Below are 26780 nucleotides of genomic sequence, written 5' to 3'. Positions count from 1 at the left end.
TTGGCTATTTTCAGCGTACTTTACTTCAAGTGCTGTCTGGCCTTCTGCCAAATTATAAAAAATTAATGGAGCATATCGTAATTATTGGGAACGGAATTTCAGGGGTCACGGCCGCCAGGCATGTCCGTAAACTTTCCGACCACAGGATCACTGTGATCTCAGGTGAATCTGATTACTTCTTTTCCCGCACCGCTTTGATGTATGTTTATATGGGCCATATGAAATGGGATCACTTGAAGCCTTATGAAGACTGGTTCTGGGAGAAGAATCGCATCGAATTAAAAAAAGCCTGGGTTGAGAAAATCGATTTTGATAATAAGAAATTACAGTTTTCTACAGGAGATTCCATGGATTATGACAAACTGGTGATTGCGACAGGTTCCGTTTATAATAAGTTTGGCTGGGAAGGTGAAGATCTGAAAGGTGTACAGGGACTGGTCTCCAAGCAGGACCTGATAGAACTGGAAGAAAATACAGCTTATACAAAAAAGGCCGTGATCGTAGGTGGCGGATTAATAGGTGTCGAGCTGGCTGAAATGCTTAGAAAAAGGGAAATTGAAGTTACTTTCCTGGTCAGGGAACAGGCCTTCTGGAATAACGTACTGCCCTTACCAGAAGCTAAAATGATCTCAGAACATATAAGATCACACCATGTTGATCTAAGGCATAATACCGAACTTGATAAGATCCTTTCAGATGAAAATGGAAGAGTTAGAGCAGTAAGAACAAGTGATGGTGAGGAAATAGAATGCCAGTTGGTAGGTCTTTGCGCAGGAGTTAGGCCGAATATAGATTTTCTCAAGAATTCTCAACTTGAAACCGACCGAGGGATCCTGGTAAATGAATTTCTGGAAACCAATATTTCTGATGTGTATTCTATTGGAGATTGTGCCCAGCAAAGAGAGGCTATTGGTTCAAGGAAACCCGTGGAAGCTGTCTGGTATACCGGCAGGATCATGGGTGAAACTATGGCAAGAACTTTAACCGGAATAAGGACCGCCTATCAACCGGGAAACTGGTTCAATTCGGCTAAATTCTTTGATATCGAATATCAGACCTATGGATGGGTGTGGCCCGAACCAAAGGTGAACGAACAACATTTTCACTGGCAACATGAGTCTGGCCTGAAAGCAATTACTATTGCTTTTGATACTGAAACCAGGGAATTCCTGGGCATAAATACTTTTGGGATACGAATGCGGCAGGAGGTGATTGATCTATGGCTTAATAAGAATAGAAAAATTGATCATGTTCTCGCCAACCTGAAACTGGCGAATTTTGATCCGGAATTTTATGATAGACACGAAGATGAGATCTTCAGAAGTTTTAAGAATAACTTACAGGAAGCAGAATAATGAGCAGAATAGAACATAATATGTCACTCACGGGAGACGCTCCCAGTGCACTGAACACTCAGCAGAAACTCTCAACATTACTGGGTATGTCGGGGCTCTTTATTTTATTACTGGCAACTTTCAATCTAAACTTTCCCAATAAAACACTCTGGCTTAGCATCTCGCTGATCTCTGTTTTTGCAGGGATCGTCTGGTTTGCGAAAGCATCTTATGCAGATAAACATCCGGGAATAAAAAATGATGGTATCTGGTTCAAGTCCATGACGAATCGAGGCTTCCTGGCCTGGCTGGTAGGGATCTCCCTCACGGGTTTTTATATTATTCTATATTTATATCCGCAATATCTTGGCTTAAGAGCTGAAGGGGATAATACCGGGTTGATTGCGCTTTTTGATCCATTTAGTAAACTTCTAAGTGGAAATCCGGCAAGCCAATGGTTTGTCTATGGAACGCTTTACACCATTGCGATTCTTGCCTTCGGGGTAAAGTTCATGTGGAAATATCGGCACAACCGCTATGAAAAGCTCAGGACCGTTTCGGTCATGTTTTTTCAAACGGCTTTTGCTTTTCTAATACCAGAACTCATGGCGCGGTTGAACGGAAAAGGTTTCTCGCTTCCATATTACGATCTTAAGAATATCTGGCCGCTTAACTATTATAATTTTGAGCAATACCGGGTAGATGAATTCATTTCTGCCGGTACAGTTGGTATGATCCTATTGTTTTTTGGGATCGCATCTATCTTTATAATTACCCCGATTTTAACCTACAAATACGGTAAACGCTGGTACTGTAGCTGGGTTTGTGGTTGTGGTGGCCTGGCCGAAACTGCCGGAGATCCTTACCGACATTTATCAGATAAAAGTCTTTTTGCCTGGAAGGTGGAGCGCTGGGTAATTCATAGCGTGCTGGTATTTGTGGTCCTTATGACCACGGCAGTGATCTATTCTTATCTTGGTTATGATGCAGATAAATACTGGTTGAACCGGGATGTATTTCTAATCGCAGTAGGAGTCTTTCTTACTTTGCTTTTTGCCGGTATATGGTATTTTAAAAGAGAAGAGCTGGAAAAGGATGCACGATATGGAGCGATCGGTTACCTGGTGATCATAATTTCACTGATAGGTTTTCATTATATGAGCGGTAGTAATCTATTTCTTTTTAATGCCGAAACTTTACGCGTGGCTTACGGATTCCTGATCGGTTCAATTTTTAGCGGAGTGATAGGAACTGGTTTCTATCCTATTTTTGGTAACCGTGTATGGTGCAGGTTTGGTTGCCCTATGGCGGCAATTCTGGGGATGCAACAGCGTCTTTTTTCTAAATTCAGGATTACCACAAATGGAGGGCAGTGTATCTCCTGTGGAAATTGTTCTACCTATTGCGAAATGGGGATAGATGTAAGAGCCTATGCACAGAAAGGCGAAAACATTGTAAGATCAAGTTGTGTTGGCTGCGGAATTTGTTCGGCGGTTTGTCCTCGCGGAGTGTTAAAACTGGAAAACGGATCGCAGAAGAACAGGATATCTTCTGAAGAGGCTGTTTTAGGTGATAATGTGGATCTGCTGGATCTCATCAAGCAAAAGAGCAACTAGATTCTAAGGAATTAGCTTATTTTTGCACCTCTTTAAAAACCTGAAATTTGCACACCCCCATGCCTCCTGTTGTCAAGGTAATAATCCCAGCATTTAACGAAGCCGAATCCATCCCTTATGTGATCAGGGAAATTCCGGAATTTGTAGATGAGGTGATCGTGGTGAGCAATAACTCTACCGATGATACCGAGCAGAATGCCAGAAATGCTGGAGCCACGGTACTTCATGAGCCTCAAAAAGGATATGGTTATGCCTGCCTGAAAGGGATGGATTATATTTCGAAACTGGATCAAAAACCTGATATTATCGTATTTCTGGATGGGGATTATTCAGATTATCCTGAAGAAATGCATAAGATCCTTGAGCCTATTCTTCAGGAAGATAAAGATTTTGTAGTAGGAGCAAGGGTTGCAGAATGGAGAGAAGATGGATCGATGACCTCTCCGCAGATCTTTGGAAATAAACTGGCCACTACGTTGATGAAACTATTCTTCAATTCAAGATTTACAGATCTTGGTCCCTTCAGAGCGATAAAATATGATAAACTGCTTCAGCTTAACATGGAGGACAAAACTTATGGCTGGACAGTTGAAATGCAGTTGAAAGCTTTACGACAAAACCTAAGTTACGCCGAGGTGCCGGTGCATTATAAGAACAGGATTGGAGTATCAAAAGTTTCAGGAACAATCAAAGGTGCTATCTTTGCAGGCGTGAAGATTCTTGGTTGGATTTTTAAATACAGTTTTAAATGATAGATTTAGCGGTAATCATAATTTATACTCTTGCCTTACTCGTTATTTTCATTTACAGCCTTTCCCAGCTTCATTTACTTATAAATTACCTAAAGGCGACCAAAACCACCGATGATGCCGAAAAGTTTGATTTTTCTACGGAAGAATTGCCTCAGGTCACCATACAGTTACCCCTATACAATGAATATTATGTAGTTGAGCGATTGCTGAAGAATATTGCCAGGGTCAATTACCCAAAAGATAAACTTGAGATCCAGGTTCTGGACGACTCCACAGACCATTCGATCGAAAAGACCTCTGAAATTATTAAGGACCTACAATCAAAGGGTCTTGATATTCAGCATATAAGACGTGAAAATAGAACTGGTTTTAAAGCCGGTGCCTTAAAAGAAGGTCTAAAGATCGCTAAAGGAGAATTTATCGCGGTCTTTGATTCCGATTTTGTGCCGGGTGAAAACTGGCTGATGGAAACCTTGCCATATTTTAAAAATGAGAAGATAGGGGTGGTGCAAACCCGCTGGGGTCATTTGAATAGAGATTATTCGCTTTTGACCAGAATTCAAGCGTTTGCCCTGGATTTTCATTTTATACTTGAGCAAACCGGTAGAAATTTTGGCCGGAATTTTATCAATTTCAATGGAACTGCGGGCATCTGGAGAAAGGAATGTATTCTTGACGCAGGGAACTGGAGCGGAGATACGCTTACTGAAGATCTTGATCTTAGTTACCGCGCCCAGATGAAGAAGTGGGAATTCAAATATCTTGAAAATGTGGAAACTCCTGCCGAACTTCCAGTGGTGATTAGTGCCGCCAGGAGTCAACAATTCAGATGGAATAAGGGAGCGGCAGAGAATTTCAGAAAGAACTATGGGAAGCTGTTAAAAGACAGGTCTGTTTCTTTTTCGACCAAGTTCCATGGCTTTTTCCATTTATTGAATTCCAGTATGTTTCTTATCGTGCTTTTACTGGCGGTATTGAGCGTGCCTGTGTTGTACATAAAACATAACAATCCAGATTTTTCCTGGTATTTCAATGTGCTGGCAGGTTTTGCTATTAGCACGCTTATCTTTTTTGCATGTTACTACGTGGCCTACACTAAAATTCATGGAAAGGGAATAAAGAGCTTTTTCAAATTTGTGGGGATGTTCATTACATTTTTTTCCATCGCAATGGGCTTTTCAGTTCATAATTCGCTGGCCGTGCTGGAAGGTCATTTTGGTAAGAGGTCTGAATTTATCAGAACTCCGAAATTCAACGTGAATTCCATTAAAGATTCCTGGAAAGGCAACCGTTACCTTACGAACCAATTTTCGAAAAACCTGATCATCGAAGGCCTGCTGTTTCTTTATTTTGGATTTGCGATCTGGAGTGCTTTCAAACTGAATGATTACGGGTTGCTGGTTTTCCACCTGATGCTTTTTACCGGTTTTGGCTTTGTATTCTTTAAAAGTCTGAGAGCATAATTTTTTCTATTTTAGCTGAAACCCAGCCCTCCTAAATGGATCTAAGATTATTTAAACTTTATAAGATCCCAATTCTATTGGCACTTTCCTGTGTCGCCTTCTATTTTTCTTTTGCATATGGTTTGAACAGGGCAGATTTCTTTAAACTGATCAGCCTTTATGCTGCTTTATGTTTCCTGAGTTTTAAACTGGTTCAGATACTAAAGACCGACCTGCGCCTACTTACTGGCCTGGCCATAATATTCCGGCTTGTCTTTATTCTGGCTTTACCGAATCTTTCCCAGGATTATTTCAGGTTTATCTGGGATGGAAGATTGATCGCTGCCGGATGGAATCCTTACCAATACATTCCAGATGAGTTGATAGGTCTTGAAAACTTTAAAATTCCACAGGCAAGAGAACTGATCGCTGGAATGGGCAGTTTAAGCGCTGGTAATTTTTCAAACTATCCTCCACTTAATCAATTGATCTTTGCGGTTGCAGGCTGGATATCTTCATCAAGTATTCTTGGGTCTGTTATCGTTTTCAGGCTGTTCATCATCCTGGCAGATATAGGTACACTTATCTTCGGAAGAAAATTGTTGAATTCCATGGGGCTTCCCGAACACCGGATCTTCTGGTATATTCTGAATCCTTTTATCATTATTGAAATGACCGGAAATCTTCATTTTGAAGCGGTCATGGTCTTTTTGCTGGTGCTTTCGGTCTATTTACTTCATAAGGGAAAGTGGTTTTGGAGTGCAGTTATATTAGGAATGTCAGTTTCGGTTAAACTATTGCCACTGATGTTCCTGCCTTTGTTATTCAGGTATTTTATTAAGGCTTCGACTTCGTTCAGCCGGACAAACCAATCAAATGAGAATATAAATAGCATAAAAACTAGTTATCCTGAGCGCAGTCGAAGGATGGACGGTTTCTGGAGACTTCTGTTATATTATGTAGTTTGTATTTCAACAGTACTTATTTCATTTCTTCCTTTTTATTCCGAAGAAGTGGTTTCTAACTTTCTTAGTAGCGTAGGCCTGTGGTTTGGAAAATTCGAGTTCAATGCCAGCATTTACTATATCGTGCGCTGGTTCGGATTCCAGGTAAAGGGCTATAACATTATTGAAACTGCCGGGAAGGTACTGCCTATCATCACGATTCTGATAATCCTTGGTCTTAGCTTCTTCAGAAGATATCGAAATACAAAACAGCTTATAACCAACATGCTTCTTGCTGTTACCGCCTATCTGCTACTTTCAACTACGGTACATCCATGGTATCTGGCGATTCCTTTGCTTCTAAGCCTGTTTACAGGGATAAGGTATGTACTTGTATGGACGGTAGTAGTAATGCTTTCTTACTACGCCTATTCCAATCCTGAATACAATGAAAGTATGTGGCTACTCGCTATGGAATATGTGATCGTATTTTTCTTTCTTGTAAAGGATTTATTTAAGCAAGCTAAGCCTTCACCTGCTTATTAGTATTTTTCAGGAGGTACATGTCCCGCATATAAATGATCGCCCCGAAGAAATGCGCCGCGATCAAAACAGGGTCATGACGGAATATTCCGTAGGAAAATAATAGAATAGAACCGATCAGGCTTAAGATCCAGAAACCCATAGGTAGAGAGGATTCCTGAGTTTTTTCAGAATGATACCACTGGTAAAAGAACCTTGAGGTATAAACGATCTGTGCGAGGATGCCCAGGCCTATCAACCAGCCGGGAATATTGTCGGTCTTTAAAAGTACATCAGACCAGGTTAGAGAGCCAAAAAACAGGATATAGGCAGCGATGGCAAAAGGGAAAATTACAATAAGCGCTTTAAAGAAAATGTTCCTTTTTTTCCATTCCCCCATAAGATTTAGATTACGCCAATAAATGCCATAGATCAGGAACTGTCCAAGCATAATGGCAAAATCTTCACGTAAATATCCGTAAGTAAATAGAAGGATGGATGCTAACAGGCTGAGCTTCCAGAATAAGACCGGAGTTTCTACTTTTTGAGATTTTTCAGATAAGAACCATTGCGAGATCAGTCTGGCCGAAAACAGAAGTTGGGCTAAGAAGCCAATTGCGAAAATGGGCCAGTTTTGCATAAGGTCTTAAAATAAAAAAGCTGCTCAATATTAATCAAATTATAATTTTGAGCAGCTTCAACTGATGGCAATTATTTGTTAATTACATATCCAGTAAATATGCAAAAACAAGGGGAGCAACTATAGTCGCGTCACTTTCTATGATATGTTTTGGAGTATTGATGTCTAATTTACCCCAGGTGATCTTCTCGTTTGGAACCGCTCCGGAATAGGATCCATAGCTGGTGGTTGAATCTGAGATCTGGCAGAAATAGCTCCAGAAAGGAGTGTCTGTTCTTTCCATATCCTGGTATAACATTGGCACCACGCAAATAGGGAAATCCCCGGCAATACCTCCACCAATCTGGAAGAATCCAATTCCTTCTTTTGAGTTTTCAGTATACCAGTCGGCAAGGAAAGTCATATACTCGATACCAGACTTCATCGTGCTGGCTTTTAATTCACCTTTCAATACATAAGAGGCGAAAATATTACCAAGCGTTGAGTCTTCCCAGCCCGGAACTACCATTGGCAGGTTCTTTTCGGCTGCAGCATACATCCATGAATCTTTAAGATCTATTTCATAATGCTCTTCCATTACTCCGCTTAAAAGCAGTTTGTGCAGGAATTCATGCGGAAAATAGCGTTCTCCTTTTTCTTCAGCATCTTTCCAGATCTTGAAGATATGCTCCTGGATTCTTCTGAAAGCTTCTTCTTCAGGAATACAGGTATCGGTCACACGATTAAGTCCCTTTTCCAATAGATCCCATTCCTCCTGTGGAGTAAGGTCACGATAGTTAGGAACTCTTTTATAATGTGAATGCGCAACCAGGTTCATTACATCCTCCTCCAGGTTTGCACCCGTACAGGAAATGATATGAACTTTATCCTGGCGAATCATTTCTGCAAAGATCTTCCCAAGCTCTGCGGTACTCATCGCACCGGCAAGGGAAACCAGCATCTTTGAGCCGTTCTCCAGTTGTTTTTCGTAATCTTTGGCCGCATCTACTAATGCCGCTGCGTTAAAGTGTAAATAATATTTCTCAATGAATTGAGATATTTGTCCTTTACTCATCTTCGTCTTCTTCGTTGAAATTTTGGTATTTGAATTTGTAGCTCAACATCTTGTAATAAAGTTTTGCCGCAAGGAAATCTGAGGATTTCTCATTTTCATTTGGACATAACTCTACAATGTCGAATCCTACAACATTTTTCTTTTTGAACATCATTTTCAGGAATTCCAGTGTTTCATACCAGAACAATCCTCCCGGTTCCGGAGTTCCCGTAGAAGGCATGATGCTTGGGTCAAATGCATCCAGGTCTATCGTAATAAACACGTTAGGCGTCATCTGGCCAATGGCATCATCCTGCCAGTCTTCGTATAGGTCATGAGCAAAATATACCTGGTTTTCGTCCATATGGTCTTTTTCTGAAATATCCATAGAACGAATTCCTACCTGAATTAAATTCGTTGTATTACTTGCTTCGTGTAGAGCGCAGGCGTGGTTACATTTAGAGCCTTCATATTCCGGTCTAAGATCGGCATGGGCATCTATTTGCACAACGGTAAGATCTTCGAAAGACTCGTTAAATGCTCTGATGCTTCCAATCGAGATAGAGTGTTCCCCTCCAAAAAGGGTCACGAACTTATCCTGTTTAATGTAGTTCTTAGTGGTTTTGTAAACCGCTTCCACCATCTTTTCTGGTGAAGAATCTTCAGTTACAGGAGGAGCAAGGTAGATCCCTTGTCTATACACCTCACTACGGGTTTCGATATCGTACAACTCCATATTCTCGGAGGCGTTCAAAAATGCATCAGGGCCTTTATCGGCGCCTTTTTGCCAGGTACTGGTACCATCATATGGAACAGGAATCAATACCACTTTTGCTTCGTCTATACGAGCGTGTTTATCGGGTATCCCGGCATAATTCTTTTTGCTCATGGCTAATTGAATTGATTAGTTAGTTGATTTTTAAAGTTATAAAATATTAATTGTTTCGGTCATAACCCAGGATGCTCAGCATATCTTCAGAATTTTGCTGCTCGCTGAACAAACTGGTGGTTAATTCGCCGTTTTCGTCTCTGTCTATCAATATGTGTTTTGGCTGAGGGATCAAACAGTGTTGTAATCCGCCAAATCCACCAATGGTATCCTGGTAAGCTCCGGTATTAAAGAAACCAATATATAGAGGTTTGTCTTTCCTGAATTTAGGCAGGTAGATCGCATTGGTGTGCTGCTCTGAGTTATAATAATCATCACTATCACAGGTCAAACCACCCAGTAGAACTCTTTCATATTCATCATTCCAGCGGTTCACTGCCAGCATTACGAATTTCTTACTAATCGCCCAGGTATCTGGAAGGGTAGTAATGAAAGATGAGTTGATCATATTCCATTTCTCACGATCGTTCTGTTGTTTTTGATATAGAACTTCGTAGATCGCTCCACCACTTTCTCCAACGGTAAAACTTCCAAATTCAGTAAAGATATTCGGTACATCTACCTCGGCTTCTTCACAGGTAAGTTTGATCTGATTAATGATCTCATCTACCATATAAGCATAGTCATATTCAAAGGCTAGTGAGTTCTTTATTGGGAATCCACCACCAATGTTCAGGCTATCCAAGTGTGGCGCAACTTTCTTTAATGCGATATAAACCTTCAAACATTTATTTAATTCGTTCCAATAATAGGCCGTATCACGTATGCCGGTATTTATAAAAAAGTGAAGCATTTTTAGCTCTACCTGGTCATTTTCCTTGATCTGTTTATTGTAAAAAGGAACGATATTCTTATAACCTATTCCCAGTCTGGAAGTATAGAATTCGAATTTTGGTTCTTCCTCAGAAGCAATACGAATCCCAACCTGGAATTTGTCATTGATCTTTTCTGAAAGCAGGTCCAGTTCTTCATAATTATCGATCACCGGGATGCAGTTCTTGTGTCCTCCATTTAATAACCGACTGATATTTTCTATATACTCATCTCTTTTGAAACCATTACAGATCACCCATCTATCATCAGAGATCTTGCCCGATTTCTTCAGTTTTTCAACAATGTTGATGTCAAAGGCTGAAGAGGTCTCGATATGAATATCATTTTTTAAGGCTTCATTTAAAACATGCTCAAAATGAGAACTTTTGGTACAATAGCAATAATTGTAACTTCCCTTATAATCATGTTTTTCAATAGCAGATTTAAACCATCCCTTCGCGCGGCCAATATTCTGTGATATTTTAGGTAGATAAGTGAATTTAAGGGGAGCCCCATATTTCTTTACCAGATCCATAAGATCGATATCATGAAATTTTAATTGGGTTCCTTCCAGGTTAAATTCTTCCTGCGGGAAGTAGTAGGTTTGGTCGATTAGATCGCTGTACTTGGTATTCAATTTGTTATAAAAATTTAGAGCTAAAAATTAGAGAATAATTTATAGGGTCAAAAAGATCAACTGGTAAATTAATGTTAAGAAAAAGTATCCGGGATTCCAGGGTGCGGTCGAAAGGGTTTCGAGCACTTTGAATAATAACATCTGAAGCGTATTCAGATTCAAAAGAAATAATTCTATTCAATTACATAAAATCGAAAAGAAGCTGACAGTTCAGCCTCGCTTTTTGACGTGGTAAATGTATTAAAAAAATAGTATGAAAAGGCAAAAAAAATACTAATGCATTCCGAGGTTAATTACCTCTTGCTCAGTAAGATTTCTATGTCTTCCACGGGCAAGATCCTTCTTGGTAAGTCCGCCAAAAACTACACGATCAAGACTTTCAACTTCGTAGCCTAAACTTTTAAAGATCCTGGTCACGATATGTTCCTTGATGCTGTATAATTCTATACCAACTTCGTTGTGCGGTTTGTCGTCTATAAAGCTAACATTGGTAATAATCACCTTAGAGCCTTCGATGTAAACTCCTTTTTGAATATTGTCAAGATCTTCTTGAGAGAGGTTCTTGTTCAGGGTTACATGATAGATCTGGCGAATCCCATTCTTAGGCTTGGCCAGCTTTTTTGCTAAAGTCCCGTCATTGGTGAAAAGCAACAGCCCTTTCGCCTGATTGTCCAGTTTTCCAACCGGGCTAACTTTTGCCGAGGTGGCTCTGGAAATAAGTTCCATTACGGTTCTTCCACCTTTTTCAGGATTCCCAGTAACGAAGAATCCGGCCGGTTTGTTTAGCAGGATATATTCCGGTTTCTCTGGATTCAATCTTCTACCATCAAAACGAACGTCATCTTCCAGTTTAACGCGGTAACCCATTTCGGTAATGGTCTTACCGTTCACGGTCACATTACCGGCAGCGATGTACATATCTGCATCACGACGGGAGCAAACTCCCGAGTTCGCGATATATTTATTAAGTCTGATTCCTTCAGTATTAGACAACGGACTTTTCTCCATAGATTTCTTTATGGGTGCATTTCCACGGGCGTAGGACTTTTTCATTGATCCGCCACCCTGTCTTCCGCTATGTTTCCCATCGGTAGATCTTTTACCTCTACTACCTGATGGTCTGTTACTTTTGCCTGAAGATCTGTCGTTCCTGCTCATTGCTTAATTTTTTGCAAAGATACATTATCCCAAATGAGGAAGCCAAGTATTTGAGAAAAGTTTTAGACTGAGGGGTTTACCTAAAAAACCCGGTTTATAACCTCATCGAGATCTATTAATAATATGCTGAAAACCCCTGTTACAATTATCAACTTCAAAATGTTATGAAGTAACAGGTATTGCCATTTCGCCTTACTAAAATAAAGCATCAGGAGAAAAATAATAAGAAGAATGAAAGAAACATAGAAGTAATAGTCCATGTATCCCAGCTTAAACCTGGTGATAAGAAGGTAAATTGGGACAATGGCCACGATACTGCAAACAGCCAGGCAAAATTTACTCCACTTCTCGCCATATACCAGTGGGATGGTCCTGTAATTCTGCACCAGGTCTCCCTGCATATTTTCGAGATCCTTGACCAGTTCCCGCATCACGATCATTAAATAAAGGAAAGTGGCGTGGATAAAAATGACGGTCTCAAAATTCTTATAATATACGAAGATCACGAAAAATGGAGTGATCGTAAGTATGGAGGCTACCAGGTTCCCCAAGAAAAGTATCTTTTTAAGCCGATGAGAATACAGCCAGATCACGAAAATGTAAATCGAAAAGAAAACCACTGCTCTAAAAGAAACATAACTCGCAAAGAAGATCGCCGCAAAATTCAGCATAAAATAAACCGACAGTTTAGTACGCTGACTCACAACCCTGTCCAGCATAGTCTTCTTGGGCCTGTTTATAAGGTCCTTTTCACTGTCGTAAAAGTTATTTATGATATATCCCGAGGCAATGGTGCTCGAGGAGGCCAGGATCAAAAAGAATAGGTTGGGATCAAAAAGCACCTCTCTAAGAGGTTTTTCGTGAGCAAGTATAAAAGCTGAAGTTAGGTACTGAGCGATTACAACTACCAGAATATTATATCCCCTTACTACTGAAAAAAGACTGAATATTTTCAGAAGTAAGCGCTTGTTAGCTGAAGCCGACATAGGATTTATTTAGAAGTTGTAAACTACTTCTAAATTATAGTCTTTCAGTGCTTTTCTGGCTTTCTCTATATCTTCTGTAAATCCAAGGATATAACCGCCGCCACCAGAACCACAAAGTTTCAGGTAGTAATCGTTGGTTTCGATCCCCTTTTTCCAAAGTTTATGGAATTGTGCCGGGATCATTGGTTTGAAATTGTCGAGTACAGTATGAGAAAGTTTCTTTACGTTTGAGAATAAAGATTTCACATCGCCTTTTAGAAAATCATCAACACAGGCATCTGTTTGCTTTACGAACTGGTCTTTCAGCATTTTTCTGAAAGGTTCCTGTTTCATATTTTCCATGAAGATACTTACCATGGGAGCAGTGTCCCCGGTAATACCGCTATCGAGTAAAAAAACCGCCCCAGTACCATTCTCGGTTTGAGAAGGAATGCCAGCCGGTTCTATATTTTCTTTTGAATTTATAAGGATCGGGATGCTCAAATAAGAGTTCAAAGGATCCAGACCAGAAGACTTTCCATGAAAGAAAGATTCCATCTCGCCAAAGATCTTTTTAAGCTTTAAAAGCTTGTCACGGGTAAGATTTTCCAGCACCGTGATCTTGTCTTTTGCGTATTTATCGTAGATCGCAGCAACCAATGCACCACTACTTCCAACACCATATCCTTGTGGAATACTGGAGTCAAAATACATTCCTTTAGAAATATCCTCTCTTAGATCTTCCAGGTCAAATTGTACCAAATCTGGATTGTTTTGTTGAAGCGCATCCAGATAAGAAGCGAATTTTCTCAAATTCTCGTTAGACTTTCTGGCTGCTTCATTTGGATTTTCATCCAGTTTCAAAGCACCATTATAAAAGTTATAAGGAATAGACAAACCCTTGGAATCCTTAATGATTCCGTACTCTCCGAAGAGAAGGATTTTAGAATAGAATAGTGGTCCTTTCATAAGTATCTAAGATTCTTTCAGTAGGTATTGGGCTGAAAACTGAATAAATTTACAATTTTTTTGCTCCAGTACCAACACGGTCGCAAATATAATGCCCATTCTGACAATACACAACTAACTCATTATTAATGAATTCTAAAATTTTAGTTTCGTGATTTTCAGGATATAGAACGTGAACATTGGCTCCCGCGTCTAAAGTGAAGCAAACCGGGATACCGGTCTCCTCCCTGTATGCCCATATTTTATTAAGGATCTGCAGGGTGTTGGGTTTCATCAAAATAAAATAAGGCTGGCTGCTCATCATCATTGCATGCAGGGTAAGAGCCTCGCTTTCTACTATCTTGATAAATTCTGTGGTATCACCAGATTCCAGGACCGGGATAAGTGCTTTTAAATTATCATGTGCCTGTTTGAACCTGTTTTCAGCAAATGGATGTCCATGCATAAGATCATGCCCCACGGTACTACTTACCTGTTTTTCTCCTTTGTCTACCAGTAATATCGTGTCTTTATAGCTCCTAAAGGTCTCGTGTACCTTGTGCGGATATGGCACGGCAAATTCATCTGAAGAACCTTCAATTTCTTCGTGTTCTCCCCATACCACGAGTCCGCCGTCGATACTTCTTGAAGCACTCCCAGATCCAAGTCTGGCTAAAAAAGATGTTTTTTTCGAAAAATATTCTTCGCCTAGGTCGGGATATAATTTCTTTTCCAGGTCCATTATGCACAGGGCGATCGCGCTCATACCACTGGCAGAAGATGCTATACCGCTACTATGAGGAAAGGAATTCTCGCTATAGATCTCAAAACGGTAATCCTTAAGATAAGGACAGTAATGTTCTATCCGCTGGAAGAATTTCTGGATCTTGGGTTTAAAATCTTCTTTTGGCTTGCCTTCAAAATAAAAATCGAACTCAAAATCTTCTGTTTTCAGATTCTTATCTTTTTCAGAATATTTTAGAGTTGTCGTGCTTCGGCAATGATCCAGGGTAAAACTTATAGAGGGATTGGCCGGAATTTGGTTTTCCTTTTTACCCCAGTATTTTACTAAAGCTATATTACTCGGGGATTGCCAGCTTACTTCTCCTGGCGATATATTTTTAGGTTCCAGTTTAGGGATAAAGTCCTTTTGGGTCATCCTTGAAAATTTTTGCCAAAGTTAAACTTTTATGGTTTGGATTCCTGCCTAAACAATTCAAATAAATTCCTATTTTAGTGAATCAAACCGGCCAATTATGACCAGTAAATTATTCATAAGGAGTTCTTTTGCAGTATTCGTCTGCCTTGTGTTCGGTTTTATGGGAACTGTTGCTACGCAAACCGGCATTGCCGACTGGTATCCCGGTCTGGAGAAGCCGTGGTTTCATATTCAGGAAGATCTTTTTAGCGGAATCTGGATCCTTATGTATGTTCTAATGGGGGTTGCTGCGGGTATTGTGTGGAGTAAAGGATTTTATCATAAATGGGTTAAAACAGCGCTATATCACTTTGGATTCCAGCTTTTTTTGAACGGTTTCTGGTTCCTGCTATTCTTTGCCTTAAAACAGCCTTTTATTGCCTTACTGGATCTTATTGTTCTTTTTGTGGTGATCCTTTTTACGATAAGATGGTTTAAAATAGTGAACCCTTTAGCAGCCTATCTTTTGATGCCTTACGCGGTCTGGGTGCTATTCGCGATCGTATTTAATTTTGAGATCTGGAGGCTTAACTCATAGCCCTGGCCGCAAGATAGCCCCCTGTCCAGGCGTTCTGAAAATTAAAACCACCGGTGATTGCGTCGATGTTCAAGATCTCTCCCGCGAAATAGAGGTTCTTATGAATTTTGCTTTCAAAGGTTTTAAAATCAACCTCTTTGAGATCTATCCCTCCGGCAGTAACAAATTCTTCTTTAAAAGTGCTTTTACCATCAACATGGAATACTGCAGTAGTTAATTGTTCCGCCAGTTCCTTCAATTGATCCTTATTAAGATCTGCCCATTTGGTTTCAGATTTTATTCCGGCAGCGGTAACTATGCTTTGCCATAATCTCCTGGGAAGTTCAAATTGAGGCCTTTTGTCCACTTGCTGTTTTGAAACTGAAAATTTCAGTTCTTTAAGTTGCTCCAGCATATCGTTTTCAGAATATCCCGGCAACCAGTTCACGCTTATCTGGAACTTATAATTGAGCTCGTGCAATTCCCTTGCTCCCCAGGCCGATAATTTCAGGATCGCCGGGCCGCTCATTCCCCAATGGGTGATCAAAAGCGGACCTGAACTTTCAAGGTTCTCATTAAGGATCTTTACCTCGGCGTCTGAAGCTATACCCGCAAGATCTTTTATCCGCTCATCCTTAATATTGAAAGTGAAAAGCGAAGGAACTGCATTCACTATAGAATGCCCCGTTTTTTCGAGTAGCTTCCATACCTTGGAATTACTACCGGTGGCGAGCATTAGATGTGTGGTTTTAAAACTCGTGGTATTCGTATCTACCTGCCAGGTATCGTCACTTTTACTGAAGTTTTTCAGGCTCTGACCTTTCTGAACTTCGATACCAAGTCTTTTACATTCTTTAGTAAAACAATCTATAATCGTCTGGGAACTATCGGTAACCGGGAACATCCTGCCGTCTTCTTCGGTTTTCAAATCAATTCCCCTTTCTTCGAACCAACCAATGGTATCACCGGTCATGAATTTATGGAAAGGGCCACGTAGTTCTTTTTCCCCACGGGGATATTTTTTCACCAGTTCTGCAGGAATAAATTCGGCGTGGGTAACATTGCATCTTCCGCCGCCAGAAACGCGAACTTTGGTAAGAACTTCCTTGCCGCGTTCCAGGATAAGGATCTTAAGGTCCGGGTTATTTTCAGCAGCATTTATGGCTGTAAAAAAACCTGCCGCCCCGCCACCTACAATTATAATATCATATTGATCCAAATCCTGCATTTTTAATCTGAAGCAAAAATAGGCAGATATTATGGGCTGAAGAAAATTTGTTTATGGCTTAAGTTCAAGCAGGGGATTATGTAGCCGGTTTGGGTAATCTGAGATGATTCCGTCAACTCCAAAATCTATCATTCTTAGAATATCCTCTCTTTCATTTACGGTCCAGACATTTACCTTGAAACCTGCCTCCTGACTCAGTTTCGTATTATCCCGGGTAATGATGCCCAGGGAGGGATGTATTGCTGAAGCTTTCAGCATCTTCCCAATTTCTATGGCTTCGGGAACGCTGGCTTTACTCAGGACAGCTATAGGCACTTTTTCGTCTAATTTCCTGGTCTCAAAAAGTTCATTCTTCTGAAAACTGGAAATAAGAAAATCTGAATATTGCCATTTTCCTTCAGCGACCTTTTGCTTTACCAATTTGCTTACAGGGCCCGCGGTATTCAATCCCTTCAGTTCAATATTGATCTGGCACTTGCCTTCGATTAGATCCAGAACCTCGGTGAGCAATGGTACTTTGTACCTTCCTTCGATCCTTAGTTTTCTTATAACATCTGCAGGCTTTTTTGCGATCTCACCACTACCATCTGTAGTGCGGTCCAGTGTAAAATCATGGATGACCCACAACTCCCCGCTAGCGCATTTATGTACATCGATCTCGATCATGTCTACTCCAATAGACAGTGCTTTGTCTATACTTTCGAGTGTGTTCTCGGCCAGGTGTCCCTTGGCACCACGATGACCGATCTTTAGAAAATTGTTCATGCTCAAATTTATTCAATTAATTCTTTTGATGATTTTTTTGACTGGATCAATCAGTTAAATCCAATATTGACAAAGGATTATGAAAGCTTAACATTTATTTAGATGCGCCGGGCCGTAATTTAGATGTTCGATCAAACCGGAAACTATGAAACAAACTAGAGAACAGAGATTTGAGGCCAGATCTTTTCATTTCAAATATTCATAGATATGGAAAAATGGTTTCAATTTAAGGAAATAGACCTCTTGGCGATAGTGCTTACAGCCATCGGAATTTATCTCGCGACGATCATTTTTACAAGACTTGCAGGTAAACGAAGCTTCTCAAAAATGTCCAGTTTCGATTTTGCCATGACCGTAGCGCTTGGTTCGATGATTGCCACGACTGTATTATCCAAGAGCGTTAGTCTATGGGATGGCGTTGTTGGGCTGGGAATTATTTATGTGTTGCAGTTATCTGTGGCCATACTCCGCAGGTTCAACGTCATTAAGAAAGTGGTTGATAATGAGCCTTTATTATTGATGGATGGAAAGGAAATTCTGCATGAGAATCTCAACAAAGCCCGGGTGACCGAAGAAGATCTCAGGTCTAAACTAAGAGAGGCCAATGTGATAAGATTATCTGAAGTGAGAGCCGTGGTTTTTGAAGCCACCGGGGATATTTCGGTATTGCATACGGGAGATGAAAATGAGGAACTGGAAGAGTGGCTTATCAAAGATGTAAAGCGGTAAAAGTCCAAGAAAAATTTTCAAAAGATAAAAATTGCAGCACCCATGGCGAACAGAACATGGGCTACCAGGATCTGAATATAGAATTCTCTGAGTAATACATTTTCAGAATTAGGAGAAATAATGAACATGAGGTGCCAGCTTAAAATAGAAAGTATACCGGCGAAAATACCATAGAAAAAGATCGAAGTGATTGTGATATTAAAGGAGAAAATGAGATGTATAATATAAAAAAGGGTCATTAAAATAATCCCTATAGAGAAATGGACCACCCAGCCCAGGATCGAGTTATTTGAAGGATTCACTTTATCGTAAGTAGATCTTCTTAAGATCATATTTAAAAGTCGCGGTTCTCGAAACTCCTGGTTTTTTAAACGCGCAAGCATATAACTGAAACCAGTCATTAGAATGGTGCCAAGTATTCCGGCCAGAATGACTTTTAGAAGTTCCATTGGATCAAAGTTGAACGAGTCAGTTTTTATGCAAGTAAAGTACTGAAAATAAGAATATTATGGAAATAAAATATAAAATTCAAAAAGAGAGCTATAAATCAAGGTCTCCTGAAAAATTAGACCTGAGACAAAAGTTCGAAAAATTCATATTAGGAAATGATCATCCCTGTATCATGGCTAAAACCGTTTTCACTATGGATCAGGTTGAATTGCATTCCTATTCAGATTTTGGAAGCAAGGCTGCGGCACGTAAAATAATTGCAGATCTTGAAAGCTATATTCAGGATTATGACTTCTCCTCGAACGATTTTAAAACATTCTTAGCGGTATTTCCTGAATCCCCGAATTATTCCGAAATTGCCTTTGAGAAAATGCTTTGGAAGCAGCTGGCGAATTTACATGAAGTAGATTCAAAAGAATGGGACCCGGCCGTTAGTGAAGATGTTGAAAGTGAACATTTCAGTTTTAGCCTGAACGGAAAAGCTTTTTATATCGTAGGAATGCATCCCGGGGCTTCAAGAAAGGCAAGGCAAAGTCCGTACCCAGCGATCGCATTTAACCTGCACTGGCAATTTGAAAAGCTACGTGAAATGGGTAGTTATGAAACGGTTCGTGACAGAATTAGAGAACGGGACAAAGAATTGCAGGGTTCTATCAATCCAATGTTGCGGGATTTTGGAGCTGACAGTGAGGCGAGACAGTACAGCGGTAGAAAAGTGGAGAAGGAATGGAAATGTCCTTTTCATAATAATTAGAATGAATGTACAGACCAGAAAAATATAAGAAAGACGATAAAAATTTCGTCTTTTCCTTTATTAAAGAGAATCCTTTTGCCACGGTGATTATGAACGGGAACCGGCTAATGGCAACCCATTTACCGGTGCTGGTACAAGGAAACGAGGATAATTGGCAATTATATACGCACCTTGCGAATCACAATGAACAGGCTGCTTTGGTGAAAGATGGAGCAGAGGCATTGATCATCTTTCACGGTCCTCACAGCTATATTTCTTCCTCATGGTATAAGGAAAAAGATATTAGCACCTGGGATTATACTGCCGTGCATGTAAATGCAAAAGTGAAAATTCAAACTAGGGAAGAGCTGGAGAACTCACTGGAAGAACTGGTAAAACATTTTGAAAAAGAGCAGGGTTCGCCTCTTTATTATAAGGAGATTCCGAAAAAAATGCTGGAAGATCATCTTCCCCTTATTACCGGTTTCTGGTTAGAGCCGGTGAAAGTAGAAGGAGTAGCGAAGCTGCATCAATCTTATCCAAAACATGATATAGAAGCTGTTGTAGATAATCTAAACAGTTCCGGAGACTCTATGAAGCAAAAGCTAGGAAAGGCGATAAAGAAAGAGAATAATATAAATTAGAAAGCAGGAAAGAAAATGCAGGTAATTGAAAAGCAAAGCGGGGCAGCATTCAAAATGAAAAAGGGACAGCTTTTAAAAGTGGTAGATCCTTTAGGGGAACAAGTGAGCGATATGGTGGTCTTTAACGCAGAAGATGTTCGGGAAAAGATCTCCAGTGGAAAAACTCTCGATTATGAAGAAAGTATCCTTATCACTAAAGGGAATTATATATGGAGCAACCGAAGTAATAAGATGCTGGAGATCCTGGAAGATACGAACGGTCGTAATGATTTTTTACTGGCTCCCTGTAGTCCCGAAACTTTTAAGATCATGTACAAGAATACCGGCTATCACCCCAGCTGTTTCGAGAACCTACATACCAACCTTGCAAAATATGGTATAGAACCCGATGATATCCCTACGGCCTTCAATATTTTCATGAATGTACGTTTCGATTCTTTTGGCAGGATCACGGTAAAGCCACCGCAAAGTAAGGCGGGAGATTACATAATGTTCGAAGCAAAAATGGACCTGATCGTGGGTCTTACCGCGTGTTCTGCTGAAGACAGTAATGGAGGAAGCTTTAAGCCAATACATTTTGAAGTACTGGATTGATCTTCAGTAGTGAATTTAAACATTCTTTTTACGATACCTCATATTCAGCATTTCGATGGCTAATGAGAAGAAGACCGCAAAATAGATATAACCCTTTGGAACATGATAATGCGCTCCTTCCACAATAAGCATAACGCCTATAAGTATTAAAAAGGAAAGTGCCAGGATCTGTATGGTAGGGTGATCATTCACAAATTCACCTACCGGTTTGGCAAAAATCATCATTACGACGATCGCAATAGTCACCGCGATAACCATGAGCAGGATCTCATCAGTAAGGCCTACAGCCGTTAGAATAGAGTCGAAAGAAAAGACAATATCAAGTAGAACGATCTGTACGATCGCCGCGGAAAAGCTCATGGATTTGCTCGGTGTACCGGTTTCAGGATCTTTTTCCTGTCCTTCTACCTTATGGTGTATCTCCAGCGTACTTTTTACCAGGAGGAAGATCCCTCCCGCAATCAGGATGATATCCCGCCAGCTGAGTTCGAAATCTGCTACCGTGAGTACAGGTTTGGTAAGCCCTATGATCCAAGTAATACTTAACAGTAAAAGTATCCTCATTACCAAGGCGATGGTGAGTCCACCCAAACGTGCTTTTTTCTGATTTTCTTCAGGTACCCTTCCAGCCACCAGGGAAATAAAGATAATGTTATCTATTCCCAGAACTATTTCCAGAAATGTCAGGGTGAGTAAGGCTACCCAGGTGTCGGGTTGTAAAAGGATCTCCATAATAGGTTTATTGGACGGGGCCAAAAATATTGAAAAATTACTTGGTTGAAGTTAAATTTATTACAAAGCACAGATCGGGAAGTATATAAATAATCAGTTGAAGCCGAACTTGATGCTGAAACCTCCATAAACCGAAAACTGGTAAAAATCATAATCGGTTCGCCAGCGGTTCTCCGCGCGCAGATACACAAAAAACCTGTCGAAATGATATTCCATACGGGCATTAAAGGCCAGTGAAGGATAGGTTTTCCAGGGTCGCCTGATGAAGGAAAGAGAGATGTCTCCAGCTGGTACCAGTTTTTTTCCAGGTCTTACCACGAATCCGGGGTTAATACCCATAGATTCATATTCTATAGCCGAAAATGTTTCGTAATAGGCGATAATACTAAAGCCCACGTTTCTATAACCTATGGAAAAAGTGCCATCGTAAGCTGCATCATTAACGGTACCACCAAAAGTCGCGTTACGCAGATCCACGCCTGTACTGGCAAACCAGTAAGTGTCTTCACGAGTTATCCATGGCTGAGCAATGACCTGAAGGGGAAGCAGTAGGGTTGCGATAAGAAATAACCTTTTCATCCAATATGATCTATTAAGAATTCTATGGAATTCCAACCGCCTGTTCCCGGTTTATCGACTTAAGAGGTTGATTTTAGGTTGTTTATGAAGATACTATTAAATTCTGAAATTGATCTCGATAAGTTCTGAAAATGAGATATTTATAAAAATGAGCAAGCTATTTCAGTGAAAATCTATTACTGAAGATATGTTTTAACCGTCACTATATTTTTGATTTTATGGGATTTATACAGTTATATTTTTAAAAAATCTTTAAATTCTACCTCAAAATATTGCATAAACCGGGTTTAGCTGCCCGGTTTCCTTTAGCTTTTTACTAATGTAAAAAGTGTGCTCTTTAAACTCTGAAAATGAACAAAATTCTTACCTGGTCTATTAGTGCAGCCCTGGCTGGCTTTTTATTTGGATTTGATACCGTTGTTATTTCTGGAGCAGATAAACAGCTTCAGGAATTATGGAATACTTCAGATGCCTTTCACGGCTCGGTAGTGATGGCTATGGCCCTTTGGGGAACCGTGGTTGGGGCTATTTTCGGAGGGATACCCACTAACAAAATAGGGCGTAAGAATACCCTGATGATCATTGGAGTTCTATATTTCGTATCAGCTTTGGGATCTGCCCTTGCGAACGATCCCATTACCTTCGCGGTATTCAGATTTTTAGGCGGACTGGGAGTTGGAGCCTCCACCATTGCGGCACCCGCTTTTGTTTCTGAGATCGCCCCGGCAGACCAGCGAGGTAAGCTGGTTTCGCTCTATCAATTCAATATCGTATTGGGGATCCTGATCGCCTTTCTTTCAAATTATTTACTGCGGAACACCGGTACAGAGCCATGGCGATGGATGGTGGGAATAGAAGCCCTGCCGGCATTTATCTATCTCATCTTTGTTTTCCTTATTCCCCGAAGTCCGCGATGGCTGGTGTCGAAAGGGAGGTATGCCGAAGCTGAAAAGGTACTCGCTATTATACATCCTGAAATGGATATCAAAAAGAAACTTCAGGAGATCAAAGACTTGGATAAAAATGAATTAAGCGGTGAGAATATCTTCATGAAAAAATATCGCTTCCCTTTGATCCTGGCATTTCTTATTGCGTTTTTTAATCAGCTTTCAGGTATAAACGCTTTCCTTTATTATGCCCCGAGGATCTTCGAATCTGCCGGGCTGGGGGAAAGTACGGCGCTGCTTAGCAGCATCGGGATAGGAGTGGTGAACCTATTATTTACCTTATTAGGAGTCTTTCTTATCGATAAACTGGGACGAAAGCAACTGATGCTTTTTGGTTCTATTGGTTATATCATTTCCCTATCACTGGTCGCTGCAGCCTTTTTCCTTAATTGGGGTGGCTTATGGGTGCCCATCTTCCTGTTTCTCTTTATAGCCTCGCATGCGATTGGCCAGGGGGCAGTCATCTGGGTGTTTATTTCTGAAATTTTCCCTAATCGCTTAAGGGCTTCAGGACAGGCTTTTGGATCATCCACTCACTGGGTGCTGGCCGCGATTATCCCTTCTACAATTCCGTATTTATTCACCAATATTGGCCCGGGCTATGTATTTTCCTTTTTCGCCTTTATGATGGTGCTTCAGCTGATATTTGTGATATTTATGATGCCAGAGACCAAAGGCAAGTCCCTGGAACAGTTAAGTTTTGACCTATCTATAAATAAGTAGTATAAAAATATGAACAGAATGAAAAGATTATTTGAAGTTATATGCCTGTCGTTTTTGGTGGCAGCGATCGCTTCCTGTAAGAATGATTCCAAAAATGACGAAAAAGAAGTAGCTGAGGTTCAAATTCAGAAGAACGAGGATTTCAGGCCTAATTTCCATTTTACTCCGAAAAAGAACTGGATGAACGATCCTAACGGGATGTTCTACCTGGATGGCACTTACCATTTATATTTTCAGTATTACCCGGAAGATAATGTTTGGGGCCCGATGCACTGGGGGCATGCCACCAGTAAGGATATGATCACCTGGGAAGAGCAGCCCATCGCCTTGTTTCCCGATGAAAAGGGATATATATTTTCTGGAAGCGCGGTGGTAGATGAAAAAAATACTTCCGGTTTTGGCGAGGAAGGCAAAACTCCCGTAGTAGCGATTTTTACTTATCATGAGCCAAAAGCTGCGGAAGAAGGTAAAAAAGATTACCAGTCCCAGGCTATCGCTTATAGCCTTGACGAAGGCCAGACCTGGACCAAATATGAAGGTAACCCGGTAATACCGAATCCTGGTATTGAGAATTTCAGGGATCCCAAGGTCATCTGGGACGATATCAACAAGCAGTGGCTTATGGCGCTTGCGACTACCGAAAAGGCATTATTTTATACTTCTCAGAATTTAAAGGACTGGAAGAAACTTTCAGAATTTGGTGAGAAGACGGGAGCCCATGACGGGGTCTGGGAATGCCCTGATATTTTCCCGATGCAGGTTGAGGGAAGCGATGAACAAAAATGGGTGCTTATCCAGAGCCTGAATCCGGGTGGATATAATGGAGGTTCGGGAACCCAGTATTTCGTAGGAGACTTCGATGGAAAGAAATTCGTGCCTGCAAAAGGAATGGAGGCCTTGGAAGAGAAACATCCGTTCTGGATAGATTTTGGAAGAGATAATTATGCCGGGGTAACCTGGTCTAATATTCCAGATGAAGATGGTCGAAAGCTGTTCCTGGGTTGGATGTCTAATTGGTTATATGCCCAGGAAGTTCCCACTACGACCTGGAGAAGTGCAATGACCATCTCGCGGGAACTCAAACTCATCAAGGAAGATGGTAATTACCTGTTAACTTCAGAGCCGGTGGAGGAATTAAAGAAATACCGTGGTAAGAAACTTCAGAAAAAGGATATCAAGGTTAGTGGAAATAAAGTGGTGCTGAATGCAGATGACATTGACCTGGCCAGAGCCGAGATCAGGTTTAGTATAAATGACCTTAAAGAAACTACCTATAATTTCAGGCTTTCTAATGATATGGGGGAGGAGTTCATCATTTCTTATGATCATGCACAAAAGGAATTCATCATGAACCGTTCGCATGCGGGGAAGAATGATTTTTCAGAAAAGTTCGGTACAGAAAATTCCACGGCACCGAGAATTTCTAATTCAAATAGCATGAACGCGATCCTAATCATCGATAAAACGTCCATAGAAATGTTTTTTGATGATGGGAAAACGGTCATTACTGAAATTTTCTTCCCTAGCCAGCCCTGGAATGAATTTTGCTTTACGGCGGGACTGGAGGATTTTACCGTAGATAGCCTGGAGGCCTATGAACTGGAATTTCCTAAGACAGATCAGAATTCAGAAGAAGCCAGCAGTGATAATATTTAGAAAAAACAAGAGGTTTTAAATTAAGGAGCATTGTTTCTGAGTTTTTATCCCAGAAAAATAATGGACTTAATGCCCGATTATCTCTATCTTGAAGCAGATTAGACCTTAAAAGAATGAATATAAAAATAGAACATCGCAATCCTAGCGTGGCGGAATACCAGTTGCTGAGAGCTTCCACCAACTGGGAGAAACTTACCGATGATGCGGTGAAGAAAGGAATGGAAGGCTCGCTGTTTTCGGTATGCTTTACCGTTGCCGGGAAGATAGCCTGTGCCGGCAGGATAGTGGGCGACGGTGCTATCTATTTTTATATACAGGATGTTATCGTATTGCCTGAATTTCAGAAGACTGGTCTAGGAGATATGATCATGGAAGAGCTGGAAAGCTGGTTAAAAGAAAATACTTCCAATAATTCATTTGTCGGGCTTATGGCTTCCGAAGGAGTTAAAGATTTCTATACCCGATATGGATATACCGAAAGGCCGAAAACAAGACCGGGAATGTTCAAGATGATAGAAAAAGAATAGGCTTTCAGAAAGTTCTTTTGGGCACTTCTGCAAGGCTTTGTGTTTAAATTTGTAATTCGAAGAATATGGCGAAAAATCTTAAAGCGGTTTGTTTTGGAGAGATCCTGTATGATGTTTTTCCCGATATGGAGCGTATTGGTGGTGCACCGCTGAATGTGGCCAGCAGGCTAGCCAGTATGGGCGTGGAGACCGAAATGATAAGCAAGGTGGGAAATGATGAACGGGGAAATCTACTTCTCGAATATCTACAGAACCATAAGATCAAGACCGATAATATCGAAAAAGATGAGCAGCACCCCACGGGAATGGTAAAAGTGAACCTTTCTGAAGGTGGCTCTGCTACTTATGAAATTACCCATCCCGTTGCCTGGGATAAGATCGAAGTTAGCGAGGGAATGATAAAGTCTGTTCAGCAGTCTGATGCTTTTATCTTCGGAAGTCTTGTATGCCGTGATGAGGTAAGCAGGAAAGCATTATTTACACTTATTCCAAAAGCTAAATACCGCGTACTGGACTTTAATCTAAGGCCTCCGCATTATACTGCAGACCTTTTATTGGAGTTAATGCAACATGCCGAATTCATCAAATTTAATGATGATGAGTTGTTCGAGATCGCAGATATGATGGGATCTAAGTATAATTCGCTGGAACAGAACCTGCTTTTTATGGCGGTGAAAACCAAGGCGAAGACTATTTGTGTGACCAAAGGAAGCCATGGTGCAGTCCTGATGCACCATAAGAAAATGTATTACAACTCCGGTTATAAAATAAAAGTAAAAGATACCGTAGGCGCCGGTGATTCCTTCCTGGGAACTTTGCTGGCCAAACTACTGCAGGAGGTTGAACCTCAAACCGCCCTGGATCATGCCTGTGCTGTAGGTGCACTGGTGGCGGGACAGGAAGGCGCGAATCCAGAGATCTCTGCAGAGACCATCAAAAGTTTTATAGATCCTTATTAGGCTTTCAGTTATCAGCTCTTTTTTTGAATTAAAAACCTGATCCTCAGTTATATTTATTAGAGTATATTGTATTCGCATTACTTTGTGCCTTAGTTAATTACGGATG

The 26780-nt window shown here is 40.7% G+C and carries 27 protein-coding genes; 14 read left to right on the top strand and 13 right to left on the bottom strand.

Translation table 11 applies throughout. The annotated features are described in order from the left end of the window. Nucleotides 1-65: 65 nt before the first annotated feature. The 5 genes from C8P64_RS03305 to C8P64_RS03285 are packed head-to-tail and all read left to right on the top strand — an operon-like array spanning nt 66 to nt 6634. Complete coding sequence (locus tag C8P64_RS03305; protein WP_108171262.1) at nt 66-1355, top strand: NAD(P)/FAD-dependent oxidoreductase; 1290 nt, start codon at nt 66-68, stop codon at nt 1353-1355. Beyond that, nucleotides 1355-2950 (top strand): 4Fe-4S binding protein, encoded by a 1596-nt coding sequence (locus C8P64_RS03300; RefSeq protein ID WP_108170620.1) that lies wholly within the window; start codon nt 1355-1357, stop codon nt 2948-2950. Before C8P64_RS03305 ends, C8P64_RS03300 begins: the two co-directional genes overlap by 1 nt. Before the next feature lie 59 nt (nt 2951-3009). After that, on the top strand, nt 3010-3702 hold the full coding sequence (locus tag C8P64_RS03295; RefSeq protein ID WP_108170619.1) for a glycosyltransferase family 2 protein: 693 nt from the start codon (nt 3010-3012) through the stop codon (nt 3700-3702). Then, nucleotides 3699-5165, top strand: coding sequence for a cellulose synthase family protein (locus C8P64_RS03290; protein WP_108170618.1), 1467 nt, complete (start codon nt 3699-3701; stop codon nt 5163-5165). The genes C8P64_RS03295 and C8P64_RS03290 overlap by 4 nt, the downstream gene beginning before the upstream one ends. A 35-nt stretch (nt 5166-5200) precedes the next feature. After that, on the top strand, nt 5201-6634 hold the full coding sequence (locus C8P64_RS03285; RefSeq protein ID WP_108170617.1) for an MptA/MptB family glycosyltransferase: 1434 nt from the start codon (nt 5201-5203) through the stop codon (nt 6632-6634). Here C8P64_RS03285 and C8P64_RS03280 read toward each other — a convergent pair. From C8P64_RS03280 to C8P64_RS03245, 8 genes are all read right to left on the bottom strand, one after another. Then, nucleotides 6612-7250 (bottom strand): lipid-A-disaccharide synthase N-terminal domain-containing protein, encoded by a 639-nt coding sequence (locus C8P64_RS03280; protein ID WP_108170616.1) that lies wholly within the window; start codon nt 7248-7250, stop codon nt 6612-6614. The two genes, C8P64_RS03285 and C8P64_RS03280, sit on opposite strands and share 23 nt — an antisense overlap. An 82-nt stretch (nt 7251-7332) precedes the next feature. Next, nucleotides 7333-8304 carry a deoxyhypusine synthase family protein gene (locus tag C8P64_RS03275; protein ID WP_108170615.1) on the bottom strand — a complete coding sequence of 324 codons (972 nt, stop codon included), beginning with the start codon at nt 8302-8304 and terminating at the stop codon, nt 7333-7335. Continuing rightward, nucleotides 8297-9172, bottom strand: coding sequence for an agmatinase (speB, locus tag C8P64_RS03270; RefSeq protein ID WP_108170614.1), 876 nt, complete (start codon nt 9170-9172; stop codon nt 8297-8299). Before speB ends, C8P64_RS03275 begins: the two co-directional genes overlap by 8 nt. A gap of 46 nt (nt 9173-9218) precedes the next feature. After that, complete coding sequence (locus C8P64_RS03265; protein ID WP_108170613.1) at nt 9219-10622, bottom strand: arginine decarboxylase; 1404 nt, start codon at nt 10620-10622, stop codon at nt 9219-9221. Between the two features lie 273 nt (nt 10623-10895). Next, on the bottom strand, nt 10896-11780 hold the full coding sequence (locus tag C8P64_RS03260; protein WP_108170612.1) for a pseudouridine synthase: 885 nt from the start codon (nt 11778-11780) through the stop codon (nt 10896-10898). A gap of 80 nt (nt 11781-11860) precedes the next feature. Then, on the bottom strand, nt 11861-12766 hold the full coding sequence (locus tag C8P64_RS03255; protein ID WP_108170611.1) for a geranylgeranylglycerol-phosphate geranylgeranyltransferase: 906 nt from the start codon (nt 12764-12766) through the stop codon (nt 11861-11863). Between the two features lie 9 nt (nt 12767-12775). Beyond that, nucleotides 12776-13714 (bottom strand): mevalonate kinase family protein, encoded by a 939-nt coding sequence (locus C8P64_RS03250; RefSeq protein WP_108170610.1) that lies wholly within the window; start codon nt 13712-13714, stop codon nt 12776-12778. A 49-nt stretch (nt 13715-13763) separates the two neighbouring features. Continuing rightward, nucleotides 13764-14852 carry a diphosphomevalonate decarboxylase gene (locus C8P64_RS03245; protein WP_108170609.1) on the bottom strand — a complete coding sequence of 363 codons (1089 nt, stop codon included), beginning with the start codon at nt 14850-14852 and terminating at the stop codon, nt 13764-13766. Nucleotides 14853-14949: 97 nt separating this feature from the next. Between C8P64_RS03245 and C8P64_RS03240 the strand changes: the two genes are divergently transcribed. Further along, nucleotides 14950-15429, top strand: a complete 480-nt coding sequence (locus C8P64_RS03240) for a TspO/MBR family protein (protein ID WP_108170608.1) — start codon at nt 14950-14952, stop codon at nt 15427-15429. Here C8P64_RS03240 and C8P64_RS03235 read toward each other — a convergent pair. Together C8P64_RS03235 and C8P64_RS03230 are read right to left on the bottom strand one after the other, a co-directional pair. Then, complete coding sequence (locus C8P64_RS03235) at nt 15419-16636, bottom strand: BaiN/RdsA family NAD(P)/FAD-dependent oxidoreductase (protein WP_423738314.1); 1218 nt, start codon at nt 16634-16636, stop codon at nt 15419-15421. The genes C8P64_RS03240 and C8P64_RS03235 overlap by 11 nt on opposite strands. Nucleotides 16637-16687: 51 nt before the next feature. Continuing rightward, nucleotides 16688-17401, bottom strand: coding sequence for a glycerophosphodiester phosphodiesterase (locus tag C8P64_RS03230; RefSeq protein ID WP_108170607.1), 714 nt, complete (start codon nt 17399-17401; stop codon nt 16688-16690). 207 nt (nt 17402-17608) lie between these two features. Between C8P64_RS03230 and C8P64_RS03225 the strand changes: the two genes are divergently transcribed. Next, complete coding sequence (locus C8P64_RS03225) at nt 17609-18130, top strand: DUF421 domain-containing protein (protein WP_108170606.1); 522 nt, start codon at nt 17609-17611, stop codon at nt 18128-18130. Nucleotides 18131-18147: 17 nt separating this feature from the next. Here C8P64_RS03225 and C8P64_RS03220 read toward each other — a convergent pair whose 3' ends face one another. Further along, nucleotides 18148-18579 carry a hypothetical protein gene (locus tag C8P64_RS03220; RefSeq protein ID WP_108170605.1) on the bottom strand — a complete coding sequence of 144 codons (432 nt, stop codon included), beginning with the start codon at nt 18577-18579 and terminating at the stop codon, nt 18148-18150. 59 nt (nt 18580-18638) lie between these two features. Here C8P64_RS03220 and gntA point away from each other — a divergent pair, with 59 nt between their 5' ends. The 3 genes from gntA to C8P64_RS03205 are packed head-to-tail and all read left to right on the top strand — an operon-like array spanning nt 18639 to nt 20551. Further along, the gene (gntA, locus tag C8P64_RS03215) at nt 18639-19334 is read left to right on the top strand and encodes a guanitoxin biosynthesis heme-dependent pre-guanitoxin N-hydroxylase GntA (protein ID WP_108170604.1); all 696 of its coding nucleotides are present in this window, start codon (nt 18639-18641) and stop codon (nt 19332-19334) included. A 5-nt stretch (nt 19335-19339) separates the two neighbouring features. After that, nucleotides 19340-19957 (top strand): FMN-binding negative transcriptional regulator, encoded by a 618-nt coding sequence (locus C8P64_RS03210; protein WP_108170603.1) that lies wholly within the window; start codon nt 19340-19342, stop codon nt 19955-19957. Nucleotides 19958-19972: 15 nt separating this feature from the next. Next, nucleotides 19973-20551: a DUF1989 domain-containing protein gene (locus tag C8P64_RS03205; RefSeq protein ID WP_108170602.1), complete on the top strand. Its 579-nt coding sequence runs from the start codon at nt 19973-19975 to the stop codon at nt 20549-20551. A 15-nt stretch (nt 20552-20566) separates the two neighbouring features. On the opposite strand, the gene C8P64_RS03200 is transcribed toward C8P64_RS03205, so the two are convergent. Both C8P64_RS03200 and C8P64_RS03195 read right to left on the bottom strand, forming a co-directional pair. Further along, a complete protein-coding gene (locus C8P64_RS03200; protein ID WP_108170601.1) occupies nt 20567-21283 on the bottom strand; it encodes a TerC family protein in 717 nt (238 codons plus the stop codon). Between the two features lie 93 nt (nt 21284-21376). Further along, nucleotides 21377-21862: a hypothetical protein gene (locus C8P64_RS03195; protein WP_108170600.1), complete on the bottom strand. Its 486-nt coding sequence runs from the start codon at nt 21860-21862 to the stop codon at nt 21377-21379. Between the two features lie 350 nt (nt 21863-22212). On the opposite strand from C8P64_RS03195, the gene C8P64_RS03190 reads away from it, so the two are divergent. From C8P64_RS03190 to C8P64_RS03175, 4 genes are all read left to right on the top strand, one after another. Further along, complete coding sequence (locus C8P64_RS03190) at nt 22213-23532, top strand: sugar porter family MFS transporter (protein WP_108170599.1); 1320 nt, start codon at nt 22213-22215, stop codon at nt 23530-23532. Nucleotides 23533-23550: 18 nt separating this feature from the next. Next, complete coding sequence (locus C8P64_RS03185) at nt 23551-25188, top strand: glycoside hydrolase family 32 protein (RefSeq protein ID WP_108171260.1); 1638 nt, start codon at nt 23551-23553, stop codon at nt 25186-25188. Nucleotides 25189-25301: 113 nt separating this feature from the next. Continuing rightward, nucleotides 25302-25715, top strand: coding sequence for a GNAT family N-acetyltransferase (locus tag C8P64_RS03180; RefSeq protein WP_108170598.1), 414 nt, complete (start codon nt 25302-25304; stop codon nt 25713-25715). A gap of 65 nt (nt 25716-25780) precedes the next feature. Then, nucleotides 25781-26674: a carbohydrate kinase family protein gene (locus C8P64_RS03175; RefSeq protein ID WP_108170597.1), complete on the top strand. Its 894-nt coding sequence runs from the start codon at nt 25781-25783 to the stop codon at nt 26672-26674. Nucleotides 26675-26780: the final 106 nt, after the last annotated feature.

This window comes from Christiangramia gaetbulicola (assembly GCF_003054225.1).
GTDB classification, from domain to species: Bacteria; Bacteroidota; Bacteroidia; order Flavobacteriales; family Flavobacteriaceae; genus Christiangramia; species Christiangramia gaetbulicola.
This window is presented reverse-complemented; position numbering and strand designations above follow the sequence as displayed.